At 36.4% G+C, this 22078-nt stretch carries 19 protein-coding genes and 1 pseudogene; 12 read left to right on the forward strand and 8 right to left on the reverse strand.

The genetic code is table 11. The features are described 5' to 3' along the window. The first annotated feature begins 54 nt into the window (after positions 1 to 54). Positions 55 to 1647, forward strand: coding sequence for an RNA repair transcriptional activator RtcR (gene rtcR / locus AVJ19_RS10870; protein WP_111859727.1), 1593 nt, complete (start codon positions 55 to 57; stop codon positions 1645 to 1647). Between the two features lie 31 nt (positions 1648 to 1678). On the opposite strand, the gene AVJ19_RS10875 is transcribed toward rtcR, so the two are convergent. The 3 genes from AVJ19_RS10875 to AVJ19_RS10885 form a co-directional block, all read right to left on the reverse strand. Then, positions 1679 to 2296: an FMN-binding negative transcriptional regulator gene (locus tag AVJ19_RS10875; RefSeq protein WP_111859728.1), complete on the reverse strand. Its 618-nt coding sequence runs from the start codon at positions 2294 to 2296 to the stop codon at positions 1679 to 1681. An 89-nt stretch (positions 2297 to 2385) separates the two neighbouring features. Beyond that, positions 2386 to 3636, reverse strand: coding sequence for a TerD family protein (locus AVJ19_RS10880; RefSeq protein ID WP_111859729.1), 1251 nt, complete (start codon positions 3634 to 3636; stop codon positions 2386 to 2388). 205 nt (positions 3637 to 3841) lie between these two features. Next, entirely contained in the window at positions 3842 to 4474 is a 633-nt protein-coding gene (locus tag AVJ19_RS10885; protein WP_111859730.1) for an alpha/beta hydrolase, read from the reverse strand. Between the two features lie 120 nt (positions 4475 to 4594). On the opposite strand from AVJ19_RS10885, the gene yaaA reads away from it, so the two are divergent. From yaaA to AVJ19_RS10900, 3 genes are read left to right on the forward strand one after another with little or no spacing between them, the layout of a single operon-like run. After that, the gene (gene yaaA, locus AVJ19_RS10890; protein ID WP_111859731.1) at positions 4595 to 5374 is read left to right on the forward strand and encodes a peroxide stress protein YaaA; all 780 of its coding nucleotides are present in this window, start codon (positions 4595 to 4597) and stop codon (positions 5372 to 5374) included. Positions 5375 to 5397: 23 nt separating this feature from the next. Beyond that, on the forward strand, positions 5398 to 5655 hold the full coding sequence (locus AVJ19_RS10895) for a hypothetical protein (RefSeq protein WP_111859732.1): 258 nt from the start codon (positions 5398 to 5400) through the stop codon (positions 5653 to 5655). A 56-nt stretch (positions 5656 to 5711) separates the two neighbouring features. Further along, positions 5712 to 6332, forward strand: a complete 621-nt coding sequence (locus tag AVJ19_RS10900; protein WP_111859733.1) for a metal-dependent hydrolase — start codon at positions 5712 to 5714, stop codon at positions 6330 to 6332. 36 nt (positions 6333 to 6368) lie between these two features. Here the strand turns inward: AVJ19_RS10900 and AVJ19_RS10905 are convergent, their stop codons facing one another. Continuing rightward, positions 6369 to 6611: a hypothetical protein gene (locus AVJ19_RS10905; protein WP_111859734.1), complete on the reverse strand. Its 243-nt coding sequence runs from the start codon at positions 6609 to 6611 to the stop codon at positions 6369 to 6371. 417 nt (positions 6612 to 7028) lie between these two features. Between AVJ19_RS10905 and AVJ19_RS10910 the strand changes: the two genes are divergently transcribed. Further along, entirely contained in the window at positions 7029 to 7484 is a 456-nt protein-coding gene (locus tag AVJ19_RS10910) for a hypothetical protein (protein ID WP_111859735.1), read from the forward strand. Between the two features lie 14 nt (positions 7485 to 7498). Here the strand turns inward: AVJ19_RS10910 and rlmKL are convergent, their stop codons facing one another. Continuing rightward, positions 7499 to 9703, reverse strand: coding sequence for a bifunctional 23S rRNA (guanine(2069)-N(7))-methyltransferase RlmK/23S rRNA (guanine(2445)-N(2))-methyltransferase RlmL (gene rlmKL, locus AVJ19_RS10915; RefSeq protein ID WP_111859736.1), 2205 nt, complete (start codon positions 9701 to 9703; stop codon positions 7499 to 7501). 201 nt (positions 9704 to 9904) lie between these two features. On the opposite strand from rlmKL, the gene AVJ19_RS10920 reads away from it, so the two are divergent. The 3 genes from AVJ19_RS10920 (at position 9905) to rpmE (ending at position 11699) form a co-directional block, all read left to right on the forward strand. Further along, the gene (locus tag AVJ19_RS10920; RefSeq protein ID WP_111859737.1) at positions 9905 to 10513 is read left to right on the forward strand and encodes a LysE family translocator; all 609 of its coding nucleotides are present in this window, start codon (positions 9905 to 9907) and stop codon (positions 10511 to 10513) included. A gap of 111 nt (positions 10514 to 10624) precedes the next feature. Next, positions 10625 to 10966: a hypothetical protein gene (locus AVJ19_RS10925; RefSeq protein WP_111859738.1), complete on the forward strand. Its 342-nt coding sequence runs from the start codon at positions 10625 to 10627 to the stop codon at positions 10964 to 10966. 505 nt (positions 10967 to 11471) lie between these two features. Then, positions 11472 to 11699 carry a 50S ribosomal protein L31 gene (gene rpmE, locus AVJ19_RS10930; RefSeq protein ID WP_111859739.1) on the forward strand — a complete coding sequence of 76 codons (228 nt, stop codon included), beginning with the start codon at positions 11472 to 11474 and terminating at the stop codon, positions 11697 to 11699. 108 nt (positions 11700 to 11807) lie between these two features. Here rpmE and AVJ19_RS10935 read toward each other — a convergent pair whose 3' ends face one another. The 3 genes from AVJ19_RS10935 to epmB are packed head-to-tail and all read right to left on the reverse strand — an operon-like array spanning position 11808 to position 16828. Further along, complete coding sequence (locus AVJ19_RS10935; RefSeq protein WP_111859740.1) at positions 11808 to 14048, reverse strand: EAL domain-containing protein; 2241 nt, start codon at positions 14046 to 14048, stop codon at positions 11808 to 11810. Further along, positions 14030 to 15784 carry a GTPase gene (locus AVJ19_RS10940; RefSeq protein ID WP_111859741.1) on the reverse strand — a complete coding sequence of 585 codons (1755 nt, stop codon included), beginning with the start codon at positions 15782 to 15784 and terminating at the stop codon, positions 14030 to 14032. Before AVJ19_RS10940 ends, AVJ19_RS10935 begins: the two co-directional genes overlap by 19 nt. Positions 15785 to 15811: 27 nt before the next feature. After that, positions 15812 to 16828: an EF-P beta-lysylation protein EpmB gene (epmB, locus tag AVJ19_RS10945; RefSeq protein ID WP_111859742.1), complete on the reverse strand. Its 1017-nt coding sequence runs from the start codon at positions 16826 to 16828 to the stop codon at positions 15812 to 15814. 375 nt (positions 16829 to 17203) lie between these two features. Between epmB and efp the strand changes: the two genes are divergently transcribed. The 4 genes and pseudogenes from efp (at position 17204) to AVJ19_RS10965 (ending at position 22077) form a co-directional block, all read left to right on the forward strand. Continuing rightward, positions 17204 to 17773: an elongation factor P gene (gene efp, locus AVJ19_RS10950; protein ID WP_111859743.1), complete on the forward strand. Its 570-nt coding sequence runs from the start codon at positions 17204 to 17206 to the stop codon at positions 17771 to 17773. 327 nt (positions 17774 to 18100) lie between these two features. Beyond that, complete coding sequence (locus AVJ19_RS10955; RefSeq protein ID WP_111859744.1) at positions 18101 to 20203, forward strand: carbon starvation CstA family protein; 2103 nt, start codon at positions 18101 to 18103, stop codon at positions 20201 to 20203. Between the two features lie 19 nt (positions 20204 to 20222). Next, a pseudogene (locus AVJ19_RS10960) lies at positions 20223 to 20524 on the forward strand (YbdD/YjiX family protein). Between the two features lie 620 nt (positions 20525 to 21144). After that, on the forward strand, positions 21145 to 22077 hold the full coding sequence (locus AVJ19_RS10965) for an AAA family ATPase (RefSeq protein ID WP_228203351.1): 933 nt from the start codon (positions 21145 to 21147) through the stop codon (positions 22075 to 22077). Position 22078: the final 1 nt, after the last annotated feature.

Consider the following 22078-nt stretch of genomic DNA (forward strand, 5'->3'; position numbering starts at 1 on the left):
AGCTATCTTTTCGCTATATTAAATACATTGAAACTATAAAATTTTATAGAAAATATGCAAAAGTCTAAAAAAACAGTGGTCATCGGTTTTGTGGGGTCGACTTTAGATCAAGGCAAAAAAGAAGAGCGATGGCAGCGTTGGCGTCCAACCATGAGTTTGCTGATGCATGAAGATTTATTGGTTGATGAATTGGTGCTTTTGCATGACCGTCGTAGTGTAAGTTTAATTGAGCATCTCAAAAAAGATGCCGCACAAATTTCGCCTTCCACGCAGATCACAGGACAACAGGTCAATATCCGTGATCCGTGGGATTTTTCCGATATGTATGGCGCATTGTATGACTTTGTAAAATCCTATCCATTTGATACAGAAAAGAATAATTACTATCTGCATATCACCACAGGCACACACGTTGCACAAATTTGTTGGTATTTACTGATAGATGCACATTATTTACCTGCTAAATTGATCCAAAGTTCGCCCGCAGGCAAGCAACAGCCCGAAGGTGAATATCGCATTATTGATTTGGATTTATCCCGTTATGCGGCTTTAACACAGCGTTTTGAAAATGAACAATCTGCCAATTGGCAACAACTCAAAGCCAATATTGCCACGAAAAATAAAGACTTTAACCAACTGATTCAAGAAGTTGAATTGGTTGCAACTCGCTCAACCGCTCCGATTTTAATTATGGGTGCAACAGGGGTGGGGAAATCGCATTTAGCCAAACAAATCTATCAACTGAAAAAAGAAAAATTTCATTTAGAAGGACGTTTGGTCGATGTCAACTGCGCGACTTTATGTGGTGATGGCGCAATGTCGGCGTTGTTTGGACATATCAAAGGTTCATTTACAGGTGCAGCCAATGCCCGTACAGGCTACTTAAAAAGTGCCGATGGCGGGATTTTATTTTTAGATGAAATTGGCGAATTGGGGCTCGATGAACAAGCCATGTTACTCAAGGCTTTGGAGGATAAATCCTTTTTTCCTGTTGGTGCAGACAAAGAAGTTCAGGCAGATTTTCAATTGATTGCAGGAACCAATAAAGATTTACGAACAGAAGTACAGGCGGGACGTTTTCGGGAAGATTTGTGGGCACGTTTAAATACTTGGACTTTCTTTTTGCCTGATTTAAAACATCGCCGTGAAGATATTGCACCGAATATTGAGTTTGAATTACAGCGTTTTGCCATGCAACAACAGCGCCAATTGCGTTTTCATAGTGATGCTTTGGAAAAATATTTAAAATTTTCGCAATCTTCTGAAGCGACATGGCAGGGTAATTTTCGTGATTTAACCGCAAGTGTAACCCGAATGGCGACTTTGGCGAATGGTGAACGGATTGGTTTGCTTGAGGTTGAAGCAGAGATAAAACGCCTACAACGCTTATGGCAATTGCAGACTGAACCTGAAAAAGTCTCCAATTTAACCACATTATTCAGTACAGAACAGTTGGCGGAAATCGATGAATTTGATCGGATTCAGCTTGAAGGGGTGATTAATGTCTGTCAGCAGTCAAAATCAATGGCAGATGCAGGCAGACGTTTATTTGCTATTTCCCGTGAACAACGCCAAAGTACCAATGACTCAGATCGAGTCAAAAAGTATTTGGCGAAGTTTGGTTTAACATGGGCGGATGTAAGCTGATTTTAATTTTATGATTTTATTGAAATAAATCTTATTTTAAATTAAGCATTGCTTGTGCTAAATCACCTTGATCACGTGCTTTAAGGCGCTCAATCACTGCATTAAAATCGGTTGGCTCACGATTTTGACTGAGTTTGGATTGGGCTTGAATGTGCATAATCTCAATTTCAAAGACCACTAAATCTTCAAGTAATGCTGATAGATAATCTTTAGGTGTATCGGACATTTTCCATGCTTGTTCACCATTGGTTTTTTGTTCTTGTATTTTGGTCAGCATTCCGACAGCAGCAAGTTTAGACTTCTGATCATCATAAAATCTGAGTGTGCCATGTACATGAACAGCTTGATAATTCCAAGTCGGTACTTTCTTATGATCAATGAATTTACTTGGATAATCATTGGCAGAAATATAAGCATCTTCACCTTTGAAAATAGCAAGAACATTTTGATTTTCAGTGATTAGAGCATACATTTCATTGGCTTTAGCAATATGCCCAATGAGTATGTTATCTGATTTAAAAAGTAAAGGAATATGATTGGCAATCAGACCTTGATGGGTGTGTGCAACGATGGTTGCTAAGGGATAATCTTGAATAAGGCGTTGAATTTCTTCAGGACGTACTTCTTGGAATTCAGGTGCAATAAACATATCGCTTCACTTTTGAATAGGTTTGTTTTGGGTATTGATGTGAATATTTCCCCGAGTAAAAGACTTGAGGAAATATCCGTCTAAAATGATTATTTAAACATGGGTTCGCCATCAACCTTGATATCGACAGTGCCGTCTTTTTTCCAAATAATACGTGGCGTATTTTCACTAAAACGACCACTGGTCATGCCAGAGTGTTGCAGGGTAATGCCTTGTTCATCAATAATCGCAACACCAATCACGTAGGTATAAACAAAACGACTTTTGGCTTTGGCAGACACACTTGAGTTAAAAACACACTCCACCAATTGATCGCCATATTGCATCCGCATCTTTGGTTGTAATGAGGCAATCGAAACCACACCATTACTGACTGCAGAATATACAGAAAAGACCAATGCGACTTTGCCACCAAGTTTATTGGCAATATCAGGATGAACCAAAACCGTTTCTTTTCCAGGCTGAGAAATGGATGCACCTGTAATATCACCCTGATGCTGAATAAAAGGATGGCTTTCTAAAGCACCTTGCTGTGATGGGCACCACACATAACCCATTTGATTTTGATTTTGTAGCATGAAGCCTACACGTAAATCTAAATCATCATTGTCACTACGCCCATCACCATTGTCGACCCAAATAGCTTCAATTTTCAGATATTCATGATTGTTTTTATTGAGGTTAATCCGATGGGATTGCCCCGTTTTTTCCAATTGAATTTTATTTAAATTCAGGCTGCTTGAGCTAGATGTTGTGGGTTTTGAAATGGATGGGGCAGGGGGTGCTACGGGCTGTGGTGTTACGGGTTGAGTTGGCTCATCTTGTGCAACTTCACCACCAAAATGTTCAACCAATGCTGCTAAACCACCATTAAATCCTTGTGCCACAATACCTAAACGCCAAACATCTTTAAAATAGACATCAGCAAGCATAATGGCTTTTTCTTGGTTAAAAAGTTGCGGTTGAATGGCAAATGTCGCGATAACTTGCCCTTGTGGGTTTTTGATGTTGACTGTGCCACCTTGAATTTGTTGCATCGTTGCATGTGCATCATCAATTGCAGCACAAATACTAAAACGTTGAATTTGCTTTAAATCGACCAAATTAAGTTGAAAATGAAAGTTTTGTTTCGGTTGAGCTTGCCAACGTACTGCACCATCAGGTGTGATAGGTTGATTATAAAACACCATAAAAGCTTCATCACTGAGCTTTTGATTGGCATCTAAACCAAAACATGAAAGATCAATATTAAAAGAGGCTTGAATATCGACTTCGATGCTAAATTCTTGTTGCAGATTAAGCTGTTGTAATTGTAATTTTTGACCCTGTTGTAGTTGCATTGCGAAATATTTCCTATATTTATCAAAGTATCATCTAAAAATGAGATAGAAAATGATTGGTTTTAAGTCATGAAACCAATCATCTCAAAGTCATTCAACAATATGATATTTATCATGATTGTAGAAGTAATTTTATGCAAATAATTGTTTTTTAATGTGGAAAGCGAGATAAAAAAGATCGCAAATTCAAAATGCTGTAGCAACATTATTCAACTTTTAAAAAACGAGCAATCGCAATATTTAATTGTTTTAAATATCCAGTAAAAAAATGATTTGCACCTGGCAGGATTGTGATTAAATGTTTTTGTGGCGTTGCCCAAATGACTAAGTCTGCAAGTAATGTAATTTCATCTTTTTCGCCATGAATAAATAAAATATCTCCGCTCAAATTTGGCGTTTTATACTCACGAATGCCACGTACACGAGCTGTAGGTAAGCCACATAAAATCATTTGTTTGGGTTGGTTTTTTTCGGCAAGTTGCACATAACATTTGGCTAATACATGTGCACCAAAACTAAAGCCACCAGCATAAAAACTTAAGTTAGGATGTAAATTTTGGATATGCTGAATCACAGCTAAAATATCATCAGATTCACCAAAACCATCATCATGCGTACCTTCAGTTTGTCCCAAACCACGAAAATATGGACGATATACAATGCAGCCAAGTTGGTTGAAAATTTGTGTTAATAAGGTTGGAACTTTATGTTGTGGTGTGCCGCCTTGTAGTGGATGTGGATGACAGACAATGGCATACGCTTTAACTTCACCTTGTGGTATATCCACTAAAACGTCGATACTTCCTGCTTGACCTTGGATGAGAAGATGTTCAGACATGTAACTTCAATATTTACAAAAGTGATTTATTTTAACGATAATTTGCTACGAAAAACACAATTCGCATAAATACAGTGCAACTGTTATATTGTTTAGGTTAATTTTTGAAGTGAAATCTTTATGCTTGTCCTTATTTCTCCTGCAAAAACATTAGATTATGAAACAGCTTTGCCAACAGATCAGCATACAACACCAAGACTATTAGCACAGTCTGAGCAGTTGATAGAAGTTTGTCGAGCTTTATCTGCATCTGAAATCGCAAGTTTAATGAGCGTCAGTGAGAAAATTGCCAGTTTGAATGTAGCACGTTTCCAAGATTGGACACCTGATTTTAATTTTTCCAATGCACGTCAAGCTATATTTGCCTTTAAAGGTGATGTTTATACGGGATTGGATGCTTATCATTTATCTGCAAAAAATATTGAATATTCACAACAACATTTACGGATGTTGTCAGGGTTATATGGGGTATTGCGTCCTTTGGATTTGATGATGCCGTATCGTTTGGAAATGGGCACAAAGCTGAAAAATACAGCTGGTCATAATTTATATGAGTTTTGGGGCAGCCAAGTCACCGATTTGATTAATCAAGATTTACAACAGGCGGGTTCAAAAATCTTGGTGAATTTGGCTTCTGATGAATATTATAAATCGGTGAAAGAAAGCAAAATTGATGCTGAAATTATCAAACCTGTTTTCTTAGATCAGAAAAATGGCAAATATAAAGTTATTAGTTTTTATGCGAAAAAAGCCCGTGGTTTGATGGCACGTTTTATTATCGAAAATCAAATTGAAAATATTGAAGCTTTAAAAACTTTCAATACGGATGGTTATTATTTTGATGCGGAGAGTTCACTCCAAGGCGAGCTAGTCTTTAAACGAGATGAACAAACGGCTTAATAAATAAAGAACTGGGACATACAATGGAAAAAATTTTAGATCATGCTATTTCTTTAGCTCAAGTTAAAACAGATGGTATATATACAATACCAAGAAGTTATGGTGTATATGTATTACCAAATCAGCAATGTGGGAGCAGACAATATAGATTTGGTAATCACCCTATACGACAACAGGAACTTATCCATGAGTTTGGAAATTGCGAGCTCTATCAAAATGTTGTTTTTCTTCAACGAGAGCATGCTCAATCTCTTGCAAAACTTTTAAATAATGGAGCATAGATAAATATGTTTGGATTGGTTTATTAAAACGATGAAATCAATGAGGAATATGTCCAATGCACAATCATATTGAAAAATTTCAGCAATATTGGACACGATTCTCTGAGTCGATCAATTTAAGATCTGTGCAATCAGAATCATTATTTTCAATTCTTTCTTATAGCTATGTCGGTAATTATTATCATACCCATCAACATATTGTGGAATGTCTTGAATTATTTTATGACATAAAAGATCAACTCAATGACCCGATCGCAGTTGAATTAGCCATTTGGTTTCATGATGTAATTTATGACCCACAAGCATCTGATAATGAGGAACAAAGTGCCAAATTAATGCTTGAACATTGCGTAGGTATTTTAAAAAAAGCTGAACTTGAAAAAGTCGCACGATGGATTATTGCTACTAAAAAACATCTACCTAGTAAAGAGCATGATTTAAAATATTTACTAGATATTGATTTAGCAATTTTAGCAGCTTCACCACCACGTTTTGCTGAATATGAACAGCAGATTCAGCAAGAATATGGATGGGTTAGTCCTGAGACTTATCAAGTAAAAAGGGCAGAAGTTTTGACACAATTTTATCAACAAAAACCCTTATTTCAGACTCAATATTTTCGACAAAAATTTGAAGAAGCTGCAAAAAATAATTTGGCTCAAGTTTTAAACTTTTGATTTATATTTAATTCTATTTCACCCTAAATTATAGGATTAATTTAATTCATATATTTTTTCTAAATGGTCAAATTTATGCAAAATATTTAAGGCAATTTTTTCTCCCGTTGCCCAAGTTGCTTGGTTGCTTTGTAGATCAACATCAATAATATCAAGCTCTTTACATAAAATGCGTTCACTTTCTAAAGTAATATATTGTGGTGAATTTTGTTTTAAGCATTTTGCGATATAGTGTTGAGTATTGTTATGATGATAAATATCTATAATTTTAAAACGCATGATTTCCCCTATATTGATTTAAAAATCAAAGATTACTTTAGAATCAAAATAAAACTTTATCAATTGTTAAATATGTCAAAATGACAATTAAAAACGATAAATGCATAACATATTTGATTTTTTATGCAAATTAAGGTTGCACTCTTGTGTTTTTGAAAAAGTTAAATTTATATAAATACAACAATTTATTTTGGTTTTAGAGTTGAAATTGCCTGTGATTTAAACAGATATGTTGCCCTTGTTAAAGCTAATTCAAAAATCAAAAATGGTTTAAATATATTAATTTATATAAGTTATTGAAAATAATATTATATTTAAAAGTACAGGTTATCGGGAAATCATAATTTAAGCTTGTTGCACTGAGTAAAAATTGTTAAGTTGAATTGGAAAATAAAAATAGATGGATAGGAATTTAAAATGAATCGCTGTGTAAAGTTATTCGGTCAAAAACATATACCATGGATTGCGGGTATTTTATGTGCTGCTATATCTACCTCATCATTTGCAATATCACCTCTAAAAGACGATGCACTAGCAAAAGATGAAAACTATGTAGGTACGATTACACCTGTTGTGATCACTGCGGTAAAACGAGATGTGCAAGCGCCTGTTGAACAGCAAAAGCAGATCAATCATCAATTGGCAGCAAAGCAAGCCAATGAAAATAAAAAAGAGCATTTGGCTTATGTTGTGCTCAATAATCACGAACAACAACGTCAGGAAGATGCTTATCAAAGTCAAAAAACAGAAAAACGACCATCATTGCCGAATACTGCAAAAATGGTCGAATATGGTACAAGTCTGCACAACAATACAGTTACAGTCACTACAGCCGATAAAGTGACGATTTATGTGAATCCTGATGCACGTTAAAACCTGTAAAAGCCTTAGTTTGGAATATGCGTAATTTTCCAAGCTCTGTGGATTTTTTGATTGCGTTTAAAATCTAAACCAATGGTTTCATTGCTGATTTCTTGTACATCATAGATAGCTTCAATTTCCTCATCCATTTCAAAACCACGATAGTTGTTTGAGAAATATAAAGTGCCTTGTGTCGTTAAACGGTTCATTGCACGTTTAATGAGAGAAATATGATCACGCTGTACATCAAAAGTACCATAGAACTTTTTCGAGTTTGAGAATGTTGGTGGATCGATAAAGATCATGTCATATTGTTCATGACCTTCTTTTAACCATTCAAAACAATCACTGGCAAAGAATTGATGTTGTTCATCAGCATGATCAACAGTTAAGCCATTTAACACAAAGTTTTCTTTTGACCAGTTTAAATATGTATTAGATAAATCGACACTGGTTGTACTTGCTGCACCACCTAAAGCTGCATGTAAACTTGCAGTAGAAGTGTAACTATACAAATTGAGGAAATGTTTGCCTTTCGCTTCAGCAGCGATACGTAAACGCATTTGACGATGATCGAGGAATAGACCTGTATCTAAATAATCCGTTAAATTCACCAAAATTTTGGCTTTGCCTTCTTGTACGATAAAGCGTTTAGAAGCAGTACTTTGTTTTGAATATTGGGTTTTACCTTCTTGACGCGCACGGGTTTTGATAAAGATTGCATCACGACCCAAGCCTGTCACTGCACGAATCGCAGCTAAAGCTAAGTTAAAACGCTTTTTAGCTTTTTCTGGATCGATGGTTTTGGGTGGTGCATATTCTTGCACATGTAGGCGTTCACCATACAAATCTACAGCAACATTAAAGTCAGGTAAATCGGCATCATATAAACGTAGGCAATGAATATCTTCTTTAGCTGCCCATTTTTTCAAAGTTTGCATGTTTTTTTGCAAACGGTTGGTGAAGTCTTCTGCACCTTCAATTTTTTCAAATTGTTGAGGTTGCCATTCAGCAAGGAAAGGTTTGACTACGGTTGCAGGCTTGATATCACCAAAACGAATATAAATTGGTAATTTACCATTCATTAAACGTAAAATTTGCGGATGATTAAAGGCAAGCACATCGGCTTGTTCAACTGCAGCAGCGATTACCGCAGCATATTGATTTGGAAAATTCTTTTGTAAGAGTGCAGACAAACCTAAATAGAGTGCACGATTTGAGGCTTTTTCACCTAAACGTTCGCCATATGGTGGGTTGGTGACAACAAAAGATGTTTTGCCTTCAGTTTTAAAGTCAGGCCAATCTGCCAAAGTACGTTCTTCGATTTTAATTTGATCTAAAACTGATTCAAAGCCAGCGGCAATGATATTTTGCTTTGTTGCTTTAACTGCTTCCCAGTCCGCATCATAAGCATAAAATTGCGGTAATGGCTGAGCTAATGCTTCTTTATGACGATCTGCGGCTTCCGCTTTGATCTCCATCCAAAGATCATGGTCATGACCATTCCAACCTAAGAAACCAAAACGGCGTACTAAACCTGGTGCACGATCAGTCAAAATCATTAAAGATTCAATGATAAATGTACCTGAACCACACATTGGATCAAGAATAATATCAGGATGACGCTGTTTTAATTTGGCTTTTTGTAAGATTGCAGCAGCAAGGTTTTCTTTAATTGGTGCATCCGTCATATAACGGCGATAGCCACGTTTATGTAAAGAATCACCTGACAAATCTAAGCAATACGTATGTTCAGTTTTACCTGCTAAAACATATAAGGTAATTTCAGGTTGTTTAATATCAATGCTTGGACGTTTACCTACAGCTTCCATGAATGAGTCAACAACACCATCTTTCACACGTAGCGTAGCAAATTGAGTATTGACTTTAATATCACGTTCTACATGTAAACGGATCGCAAAAGTACTTTGTGGCGCAAAAATTAGTGACCAATCAAAATTGATTGCCCCTTCATAAAGTTCCTCAGCGACATCACGTGCATCATGGGTAAAGTCTAGTTCATGTACATGGATTGGGGTGAGTACACGGGATGCCAAACGTGACCACATACATACACGATATGCTTGCTCAAGTGTTCCTTTAAAGATCAGGCGACCAGGAAAACGTTCAACATTTTCAACGCCTAAACCTTCTATTTCTTCTTGTAGTAAGGTTTCTAGTCCATCCGCACAGGTAACCCAATATGTAGAAAGACGTGGTTTCGAATTCATGAACATTTCCAAAGACAACAAAGCAATCGCATATTTTAACGTATTTTTATGACGAAAACTTAGCGTTTGCGCTCAGTATTGGGATTTATTTAAAAAATCAGAAATGTAAAACGGATTGGATGGTTTTTATTTTATACTTTTGCTTGAAAAATGTGCTTTTAGCCCGATTAAAAAATTAATTCAAAAAATGAAAATATAGAAATGTTCAGTCTGTTATTTGCAATGGCAACTTTTTCACTATCTATGTCGATTTCTCCTGGTCCAGTGAATTTGACTATTCTCAGTAGTAGTATGAATTATGGTGTGAAAAAAACCTTTGCATTTATTTCAGGTGCGACAATAGGTTTTACTTTATTGCTTGCTGCTGTGTGTTTTGGTTTATATCAAGTTATTGTGAATTATCCCGTTTTATTGGATGCAATTACACTTTTAGGTACAGCATTATTGGTGTGGATTGGTTGGAATATTTTGAGTGCAAAGGGTGAAAAAATCCAAAAGTTTGAAAAGGATCAAGCTCAGATTCCAAATTTTATGCAAGGTGCTTTGATGCAGTGGTTGAATCCTAAAGCATGGATTGCTGCTGTTTCAGGAACTGCTTTATTTTCTGCATCGCATAATCAATTTTACTTGGCATTGTTTGTATTGATTTATTTTGTGGTGTGCTATTTGTCTTTATGGATTTGGGGTGTTGCAGGTGAAAAAATGGCAGATTTTTTGAATGTGGGAAATCGTGCGAGAGTGTTTAATATCATCATGGGTGTTGTTTTGATTGGGATTTCTTTGCAGATGTGTTGGCAGCATTTTATCTAAAAAAATCAAATAATTGTTTTTGGTATGTTTTTTGCTCCTCAGAATATATTCATTCAAAGCTAAAAATAGAATGAATGGTCTAAAAACTTTTTTAATATTTGGGGAAATTAAATGCAAGAACATATTGTTGATGAATATCGTGCAAATAATTTAACATTTACTGTGGCAACACGTTTATATAATCGTTTTAGACGAGTATCAGGTCGAGTGATTGATGTAAGGTATCTTATTGAAAATAAACAGTATGCAGAATATGTGGTAGAGCAAACGATTGTGAGTGATGACTTAGAATTAAAAGAAATTTCTGAACAATTATTAAAACTTATTCACCTTGAAATTACCCCACTAAAAGCTTTAGAGGATGAACTTTATGATCAATATGCTGTAGAGGTTACAGAAGAAGAAATTTATAAAGCACAAGTACGCCATCACTATATTGGTGCACTAAGATAGTTTTTTTGCATGAAAATGATTCTAAATTTCAACTCAAAAGTCACTATTTTTTGATAATTTAAGTAACTATAGCGTGCTTAATCACTTATTTAAATAATCAAAACAATGATGAAATAGGCGATGACTAAAGAATATGCAAGAAGACAAACTATTTATTGAACAGTACACATTATTGCAAATCTAGAATATTTGGTTGATGTTGTGATGAGCGACTTTTTATTAAATTCTATAGAAGATATGGAGTCTATTACAATAGCGCACAGAACAGTAGAATAAATAGGCGAAAGAGGATTAATCGGTTTATTAATGATATATTTTCAATTATAATATTGCCCACTTGTTGTGCTTAGCTCTGACGCTTATAGTCTCGGTGGGCTCAAAAGAAATGGTCTGTTATGGTGTTAACCTGTTGAATTTTAATTTATTCAACCTTGCCTTAGTATTAAAACTGAGAGTGGTTAATTGCGATGACAGCGAAACCTTTCTTAACTTAGGAGAATCGACCATGCGCGCCGATATTCACCCAAAATACGAAAAATTAGTTGCTACTTGTTCATGTGGTAACGTAATTGAAACTCGTTCTGCTTTAGGTAAAGAAACGCTTTATCTTGACGTATGTTCAGCTTGTCACCCATTCTATACTGGTAAACAGAAGAATGTTGATACTGGTGGTCGTATCGATAAATTCAAGCAACGTTTTGCAGGTATGTCACGTTCAGTTAAACGTGGTTAATCCTTCGTTGCAAAAAAGAACGGGCTTTTTAGTCCGTTTTTTTATACCTATTTTTTTGTGTTTTATAAAATATAAAAAAGGGCTTATATGTATAAGCCCTTATCTATATTATTGATCTTGCACATCAGTGAGTTGATCCAATTTCTTTTGGAAATAATCACCTTGTAAGAAACGTGCTTCGACATTCCATGCATTCGCAAAAGCATTCATATCATCTAACTGAGTCAATAAAAATTCTACAGGTCTGATTTCCATATATTTATCAATCATTTCTTGTAGAGATTGCATCGTGGTATCTTTATCTAGCATACGTGTATATTTTTCATCTAAGGTGAAATGGACGATATCACTTTGCTTTAAGATGGCTTCACTTGAAATTGTAGAGCCAAAACGACGGACTGCAATATCAGCACCATATTCACGTAAAATAGAGATATTTTTCTGCGCTTCAATGATATTTTTAGCGATGTCTTCTTCATCAAATTGTAAAATAATCGGATGCGTTGCTCGACTTCCTACAATTGTAATAAGTTTCGAGATTAGCTCTGGGAATTGTTTGTCATGGAATAAAACATGACGATTTAAATTAACAACAATTTTCGCTGTAGGATATTGATGGATAAAGTTATGCAGTTGCTTACATGCTTCAACCAAAATCCAGCGGTCTAATTTAATTGAGAGTTCAATATCATCATCAAGTTCAATTAAATTACTAATTTTTTTCCATTGATTTTCATAAATAAAGCCACTAGTGACTTCATAGGTATAAAGATTGGTATCTTGTTTGTCATACAGTTGTTGATATTTAATACGAATTTCACCTTGCTCTAATTTCTCAGTGATTTGGCGTAAAATCGGAGAATCAGTAAGATTTACTTGTATAGGAGCTGCTGCTTCTACAGCAATAGTTGGTGTTGGTATCGTAATGCTTGGTGTTGGTATAGCTTCAGCTTCTAATGTAAGTGTTGCAGGTTCGATCGTTGCTATAGGGGCGATTTCTTCTAATTGCATTGGTGCAAGTTCAATGTGTGCTTCTTGTAAAGAGGCACTCATTTGCAAATCAGATTCAGATTGTTGTGTGGACAAACGGGAATTATAGGCTTGGATCACTAACTCTGAAAAATTTGCTTCATTAAACTGTTCGGACTGAATCATTGCGTAACCAATTTTTAGATTAAATTGATAACTTTGCTGCTCAATCTCAACAAGTTGTGGTTTTTTTAAAACATTTAAATTAGAAAGGCGAGAGTCTAATAAAGAATCAGAGCCTGCTTGCAACAAAATACCATAGATTCCAGTGTCAATTTTAAGCACATTTTGATTGGTCTGTTCTTTAATAAAGCTTTGTATCCCATTAAAATAATCAGAAATATTTTGCCAAGATAAATTGAACACAGCATCAGGACATTGGGCTAGGCTAAAGACAATTAATGCATTGGCCTTGGCAGGTTGATCAAGCAGAGCGCGATGAATTTGTGAAAAAATAGCAGAGAGATTTGAATGATTGGTTGTGATTGTACTCGCATCATTGGCTTTTTGTGTGCTTTGTGATGCCATTTCAATGGTGAGATGTAAGGCATCTGCTTCTAAACCTGGCAAAAACTCAATTTTTAAAGGATTTTGAGTTTTTGCATTTTGATTTAAGGTTTGAATATCAAAACGTGCATAATCAAATTGTCCTTGTGTGATTTTTTTAAACCGATTTTTAAAATCATTTAAATCTGTTGGTTGTAAAATATCTAACACAGGTAAGCCAATAATATCGTCTTCACTATTTAAGCCAAATAGTTGTAAATATTCAGGGTTTGCTTGCGTATGTATGCCTTCTTCAAGTACAGCACAGGCTTTATGTTGTTCTTCAACTAAGCTTTGTGCTTGGGTTTTTGCATTCTCTAAGTCATGTAATAAATGCTGCTTTGACTGAAGTGTGCGACTATAAGATAAAGCACGTACTAAGCTGATATAACAATGTTCTGGTGCTTGTAAATCGATAATGTCATAAATACCTTTATGAATAAAGTATTCATATTGTTCAGGTTTATATTCTGTAGGTTGGAGTAAAATGACAGGAATATTGACTTGTTCAGAGGCTTGAATCAAGGTGATGGCTTGTTCCATTTTTAGGTCATAAGCACGTCCAAAGATAATCAAATCCCAAGAGGTATTGAGTTGTTTTTCAAAGCTTTTCAAGTCATCAAGCAATAAACCTTGTGCCAAATGTTCTTTGCTTTCAAATAACTGCATGAGGGCGTTATATCGAATTTGATTATCATCAATAATCAGTACTCGTGTTTCGGAGAGTTTTAATTTCTTAGATAATAATAAATTTCTCACTTCAAAGTGTCCCATAAGTCATGATGATTTGAATCATTTAATTGTTGTTGGATAAATTGGTCGATCAATACGTGCTCTTCATCATTGAGCAGCTCAAAATCAAATTGTACAAAGCTTTGAGAAATAAACAAAGATTTTAGTAGATAAACCTTAATTTCTTGATGATTAAAACGTAAATAAAGTGCTTGTTGCTCTTTAAAGTTAGGGAGATTTGGTAGGATTAAAGATAATTTATTTTGTTCATCTTGCTCAGTTTGCACCAATAAGCAAGGCTGGTAACTATAGCTACTGATTTCAGATGGAACTTTGATGGCACATGGATAAATATCCTGTGATAAGATTTCCACCCCAACCTCATAGCTTTTATTTTCAGCTTGCTTGATCCAGCGAACAACGGCACATTTCCATTTATTTTGTAATGTTTCACTGACTAAAATGAGTTCACCTGTACGTAGATTTTTAGGTGCTTCACCTGACCATGCAATACGATAACCACTGATACTAATATCGAGCACTTCAGTTTGATAAATTTGCTTTACTTCACGGTCAATTTGTTTAATTTTCTGTGTTTGTGAAGCATTATGAGAGCTATTTGCAATACTGCTTTGAAGATTTGCTTCAGATCTAAAACCGAAATTTTGATTGATTTGTAGTGTTTCCTCAAAACTCTTCGCATTGGATAAATAAAAATGCGCTGTTTGCAGGGTAAAACAAATTTGTAGTTGTGCAGAATATTCATAACGTTCGTGTTGACGTTCAGAATGCGTACCTAGTACATTTTGTACATGAAATTTTAGTGCAGAAGACAGGTGGTCTTTTTCGTTTTTAGATAAATAAGCTGATTCATTTTGAATCGTATCATTAATGTGTTCAAGCAATTGCTGGGTTGAAATAAATACATTGGGCTTAAAGTCTTCATGGTGCTGACGATTATAGATCGGCGCATGATCTTTACTTGTGTCTACAATATAACGAGAAAGAGAACTTTCACGTGGTAAGATTTGTGCCAATTTCGCCCAATCCAAACTACATTCATATAATGCTTGAATTTCATTTGGACGAATTTGATGTGTGTTAAAGGCATCTAATAATAAGACTTGGGCATAAGCTTGTTGAATGTTTTGTACTGAGAAATGTGTACCTTGTAAATGATTAATATTAATCAAGAGTTCATCATTTTTTAGCGCAAGTTCATAGAGATTATGAATGCTCTGCCATTGATGAGAAAGCGCAGGGCTGTATAACATTTGTTGTTGGGTTAATAATAAGCCAAGTTGTTGCAAAGCATAATAGCTGGCTAAAATTCGTGCTGTTTTAAAGCTACGGTTTTGTGCAAATTTTAAAATAGAATATTTTTGTTGTGTTAATTGCTGTGAGCTACGATGTGCAATATTGACATAAATTTTGGCAAAAAAAGCACGCATCAAAGTCGTCAGTTCAATGATGTGTTCATTACGATCTGAATGTGATAAACCTTGATCTAGAAAATATTTTTCTAAACCAATAAGTACATTTTCAATACTTGGATGTAAGACTTGTAGCAAATCAAAACGCAAAGTTTCTGTGCAGTTTAATTCTGCAATTTCATACATCGCATTTAATAATGCTTCGGACGTATCTCCGAGCTTCATAATCGATAAGCCTGACACCCATTGGTGTAATGCCTCTACTGAAGCTGCGGAAAAACTCAACTGTTCACGATTTAAAACCGTTGAAGCGTGGAAGATGTTGGAAATTTCCTTATTTATCATACTTATATTGAACTCATTTAAAGAAATCTAAAAAGTGACAGCCCCGAATAGCGGTGTTTTATTTTTCTCTCCCGCAATCTCTCGAACCAACTTAGGAACTAAGTATCCTGGTAAATTGGCAAGCAGATCTGTATAAATTTGATCAATCGTATTTGCTTGTAAATCAAAGTGATGTGCACCTTTGACTTTGTCAAGCACATGTAAATAATACGGTAATACACCCGCCTCAAACAAGCGTTGACTGAGTTCAACTAAAATCTCTGCTGAATTATTCACACCTTTGAGCAAAACTGATTGGTTTAAAACCAAAATTTGCTGTTGAACGAGTTGTGCAAGTTTGCCACAAGTTGTTGCATCAAGTTCCGCAGCATGATTTGCATGCACCACTAGAATGACACGTAGCCGACTGTTTTTCAATAAGTAAGTCAGCTCTTCATCGATTCTTTCTGGAATTACAATCGGAACACGTGAATGAATTCTCAAAATTTTAATTTGTTGCAAAGACGCTAGCCGTTCTAGCCATACTGCTAATTTACGATTGGACAAAGTTAGCGGGTCGCCACCACTTAAAATCACTTCATTGATGTCAGGATGATCAAGTAAATAGCTCTTGATCTGTTGCCAATCATCATTTTTTGGCAAATTTTCTTGATAAGGGAAATGGCGACGGAAACAATAACGACAATGGACTGCGCAAGCACCTGTTAAAGTGAGTAAAAATCGAGATTTATATTTATGTAATACACCTGCAAGCTGATTGGCTGCTTCTTCACCCAAAGGATCAGTGACAAATCCTGCATGTTCTTCTAGCTCAAGATGATGTGGTAGGACTTGTAATAACAGTGGATCAAGCGGATCAGATTTTTGCATTTTTGCAACAAAAGCACGTGGCACACGTAATTTAAACTGCTCACTGGCTAAAATTGCCCCAGATAACAATTGCTCAGGAACAAGTTGTAAAATATCGAGCAACTCATTGGGATCGGTAATTAACTGACTCATTTGAGATTGCCAGTTTTGCTCTTGGTATAAATAGTTTATCATGCCATATACTAATTGAGAGAGTTTGGGGTCAAACACGATTTCGCATCGTGATGCTGCATAAGACCTTGAAAATTGATGTAAATGTGCAACAAATCAAAGTGTCACTGCAAATTTTACATCCTAGCAATGGTTGATTTTACCGTGAACGAGGCAAAGGATAAACAGGGTTTATCTTCGTCTGTATGCATGATGATCAGCCAGTTTTGCGATGTAACAGGACAATTTAACATTGCTTCATGACTACTTGCTCATTTAGAATATTCTAAAATGACAATTTTAGCTTTTGTTAGGCACTTTTTTTGTTGTTGTACGTTCTCTAATGCAGCTTGGACTGTATTAATAGATTAAAGATTAAAGTTTGGAGTGAGCCTTTTCATGGCCTATTATTCTACAAATGATTTCAAGTCAGGCCTTAAAGTCATGCTTGACGGTAACCCATGTTCAATCATGGAAAATGAATACGTTAAACCAGGTAAAGGTCAAGCGTTTAACCGTGTAAAATTACGTAACTTACGTTCTGGTAAAGTTTTAGAAAAAACTTTTAAATCAGGTGATTCGTTAGAAGCTGCAGACATCGTAGAAGTTGAAATGGACTATCTATACAACGATGGTGAAATGTGGAACTTCATGGATCCTGTATCATTTGAACAGATCGCTGCAGATAAAACTGCAATGGGCGATGCTGCAAAATGGTTAAAAGATGATTCAAACGAAAAATGTACCATCATGTTGTTCAATGGTGTGCCATTAACAGTCAATGCACCAAACTTTGTGGTGTTGAAAATTGTTGAAACTGATCCAGGTGTACGTGGTGATACTTCTGGTGGTGGTGGTAAACCTGCGAAACTTGAAACAGGTGCTGTGGTACGTGTTCCATTATTCGTACAGCAAGAAGAAAGCGTTCGTGTAGACACTCGTACTGGTGACTATTTAGAACGTGCATAATAGTTGAAAAATAGACTATTATCGAAGGGGTGATGAAAATCATCCCTTTTTTATTGGATTACTTTTCAGGATGAAAATGATTCAGAATAAAATTGCCTAGGTAGATTGGTAATTTTTTGACAAAAGGAACAGATTAGTCGGTACACTCAAACAGTGCGTCATCATCTAGTCATGCTAGATGGGCATATTAAAACCAATTTGTATGCCAAAGTCGTAGATGAAAATAAAAAATCAAGGAGTAGAGTCACAAGGGAAAAGGATCACACAAACTGTATTACGTAAATAAAAACAAAGGAATTGCTTTTGTAATCAAGATGTGAGGTATGAATGGAAAATATTCAGAAAAAATCAGGACCTTTATCAAAACTGATTTGGGTCATCGTTGCGATCATAGGCGCAATCTCGTTTGGAATTTTAGCTGTAAGTCGGGGAGAGCATGTTAATGCAGTGTGGCTGGTATTAGCCGCAATCTGTGTGTATAGCATTGCCTACCGTTTTTATAGTTTATTTATTGCCAATAAAGTCTTTGAACTTAATCCCAGACGTCTGACGCCTGCACACCGTCTTGCAGATGGCTTGGATTATGTTCCCACCAATAAATATGTGTTATTTGGACATCATTTTGCAGCCATTGCAGGTGCAGGGCCTTTGGTTGGTCCGATCCTTGCGGCGCAAATGGGTTATTTACCCGGTACGATTTGGCTTTTGGTCGGTGTGGTACTTGCAGGTGCTGTACAGGATTTTCTGGTTTTATTTATCTCTACCCGTCGTGATGGTCGTTCACTCGGTGAGATGGCAAAACAGGAACTCGGTTCATTTGCAGGTGTGATCGTCATGCTTGGTGCTTTGGGGGTAATGATCATTATCCTTGCAGTATTGGCGTTGGTGGTGGTGAAAGCATTGGCACATAGCCCGTGGGGTGTTTTCAGTATTGCAGCAACGATTCCGATTGCTATTTTTATGGGCATTTATATGCGTTATCTCCGCCCGGGGAAAATTGCAGAAGTGTCGATTATTGGCTTTGTGTTGATGATGGCTGCCATTATTTATGGTGGTGATGTTGCTGCGCATCCATATTGGGGACCATTCTTTACATTAACAGGTACGCAGTTAACGTGGGCATTGATCATTTATGGTTTTATTGCTTCAGTTCTGCCTGTTTGGTTGTTGTTGGCACCACGTGATTATTTATCAACTTTCTTAAAAATTGGTGTAATTGCAGGTTTGGCAATTGGTATCATGGTTGCCATGCCAATGTTGAAAATGCCGTCTACAACGCATTTTATTGATGGTACAGGTCCTGTTTTTGCAGGCTCTATGTTCCCATTCTTGTTCATTACCATTGCCTGTGGTGCGATTTCAGGTTTCCATGCATTGGTATCCTCAGGTACGACCCCAAAATTGGTCGACAATGAAGTGAACATTCGTGTCATCGGTTATGGTGGTATGTTGATGGAATCATTTGTCGCAGTGATGGCAATGATTTGTGCAACTGTCCTTGAGCCTGGTGTGTATTTTGCCATTAATGCGCCTGCTGCGGTGCTTGGTACAACGGTTGAATCTGCTTCTGAAGCCGTGCGTAATCTGGGTTTTGTTGTTACACCTGAAGCCTTGACTTTACTTGCTAAAGAAGTTGGTGAATCGACGATTTTATCCCGTACCGGTGGTGCACCTACTTTTGCAATTGGTATGGCACATATCATTACGGAAATTTTTAATAACCGTTCAATGATGGCATTTTGGTATCACTTTGCAATTTTGTTTGAAGCATTATTTATCTTGACTGCGGTGGACGCAGGTACACGTGCATGTCGTTTCATGGTGCAAGATACTGTGGGAATCGTAGTTCCTGCGCTTAAAAACTCACATAATTTTGTGGGAAATATGCTTGGAACTGCAGTTGCAGTCGCAGGTTGGGGCTTCTTTGTTTATCAAGGTGTGGTTGATCCGCTCGGTGGTATTAACAGTCTATGGCCGTTATTTGGTATTGGTAACCAAATGCTTGCGGCAATGGCGTTAACGCTTGGTACAGTGATTTTGTTCAAGATGAAGAAAGAGAAATATGTTTGGGTGACAATTCTCCCAACGATTTTCTTGATTATCACCTGTATGACAGCAGGTTGGCAAAAAATCTTCCATGAAAATCCGAAGATTGGTTTCTTGGCACAAGCCAATAAATTCTCTGATGCGATTGCCAAAGGTGAAATTTTAAAACCTGCGAAAACACTTGAAGAAATGCAAACCATTGTATTATCCAATCAAATTAATGCAGCGCTTTGTGCATTCTTTATGATTGTGGCGATTATTATGATTATTGCTGCGATTGGGGTGATTCGCCGTGCCTTGGCAAGTCCGACACCTACTGTAAATGAAGCGCCTGCGGTATATGCAGACCCTGAAGATACAGTTGTGACTTCGGCGAAACATTAATGCTTGAGAGGTGAGTCAGATGAATCTTAAATTTGCCAAAAGTGGTAAAACGGTGATTTATAAAATCATCAAGATGACCATCATGTCGCAAAAAGACTTGATTTTTAATCCAAAAAACTGGTCGAGAATCGCAACGTTGTGGACGCGTTTACAGCAGAGTTTTCGCTTAATGGTCGGTGTTCCTGATTATCAAAATTATTTGGAACACATGAAAAAAAATCATCCTGATCTGGATGTGATGGATGAAAAAACTTTTCATCGTTATTGTGTCGATGCTCGCTATCCATCTGCGAAAGGTGTTTGAAGAAGTGTCCGTGTTGATGAATTTGTAAAGTTTTAAAGAGAACGGCATTTTAGGATGCCGTTTTTTACATCTAATGATTGGGTCATATTTATATAATTTTATGTGGGGTTGTGTCTTTTAATGGGTTCACAATGCCACTTATGCTAGTTATACCATTTGATTAAAGTTGGATAATATAAATTAAAGATTTGTACAGACTCGATATACATTGAAAGGTTTAAATTGCTTTGCGTAGTTGATGCCTCACTTTTGAAGGATCAAAAGTGACAAAAATCCTTTGTTGGGCAAAGGGTTCATCCATGAAGCCCTTGCCCAACATGGCGACATCCATGTCGCCTGACGAGATAGCATATGTGATTTTGAAGTCAATGAAACAATTGATTTATTTGTATTCTATTACTTTCCAAAATAGATATTATGCAGATTACAGATGAAGAAAATTTATTCATCTGATTTTTTTAAGACTTCTGCGATGTCAACATAGCGCTCAAACTAGTTGAGCTATACATCAACAGTATAAAGTAGGAATAGCCATTGTATTCGCTTTGAGTATTCCCTAAAACCGTGTATGTTAATCAAATTGCTTAAAATTTTTATTGGGGAATAAAAGGTGATTTGGGGAACAGCAGCGCAAAAAGTGTCACAACAAAATCATACAGATGAGCATTTGGATTTAGCCATATATTACCCAAAAATTGATGCATTTTTAACACAAATCAACAGTATCATTTTAGATAAGCAACAACAAACCAAACTCGCATTATGCAGCCTGCTTGCAAGTGGGCATTTACTGTTTGAAGACTTGCCGGGATTGGGGAAAACCACATTGGCGAGTAGCTTGTCACGCCTTGCAGGATTGGATTTTCAACGTATCCAATTTACCAATGATATGCTTGCAAGTGATGTAATCGGCATCAATATGTTCAATCAAAAAGAACATCAATTTGAGTTTAAATATGGTCCAATTTTCACGCAAATTTTACTTGCAGATGAAATTAACCGTTGCAGTCCAAAAACTCAAAGTGCGCTGTTAGAGGCAATGGAGGAGGGCAACGTCACAGTTGATGGTACACGCTATGAGTTGCCCAAACCGTTTTGGGTAATTGCCACACAAAATCCACTCTTTCAAAGCGGCACATACAGCCTGCCTGAGTCACAGCTTGATCGCTTCTTAATGCGTTTGTCCTTGGGCTATCCTTCACGGGCTGCGGAAAAAAACTTATTACAACAAGATTCAAGGCATCATTTAATCGGGTTATTGCAATCTGTATTTGAACAGCAGGAAATTTTGCAATTACAAAGTCATGTCAATAAAATTGCAATCAATGATTTGGTTTTTGATTATATGCTTGATTTGGCAGAAGAAACTCGAAAAGGTCGTCATGGGCTATCCACACGTGGACTTTTGGCATTAAAGAAAGCCGCACAAGCGTATGCGCTGATTGAAAAACGTCAATTTGTCATTGTGGATGATGTACAAGCAGTCTTTGTTGCTGTGGCATCTCATCGAATTGGATTGGGCGAAGCCGAAACACAGGCATTGATGCAAAAAGTCGCTGTGAAAGGTTAAT

The organism is Acinetobacter sp. CFCC 10889 (assembly GCF_003268395.1).
Classification (GTDB): domain Bacteria; phylum Pseudomonadota; class Gammaproteobacteria; order Pseudomonadales; family Moraxellaceae; genus Acinetobacter.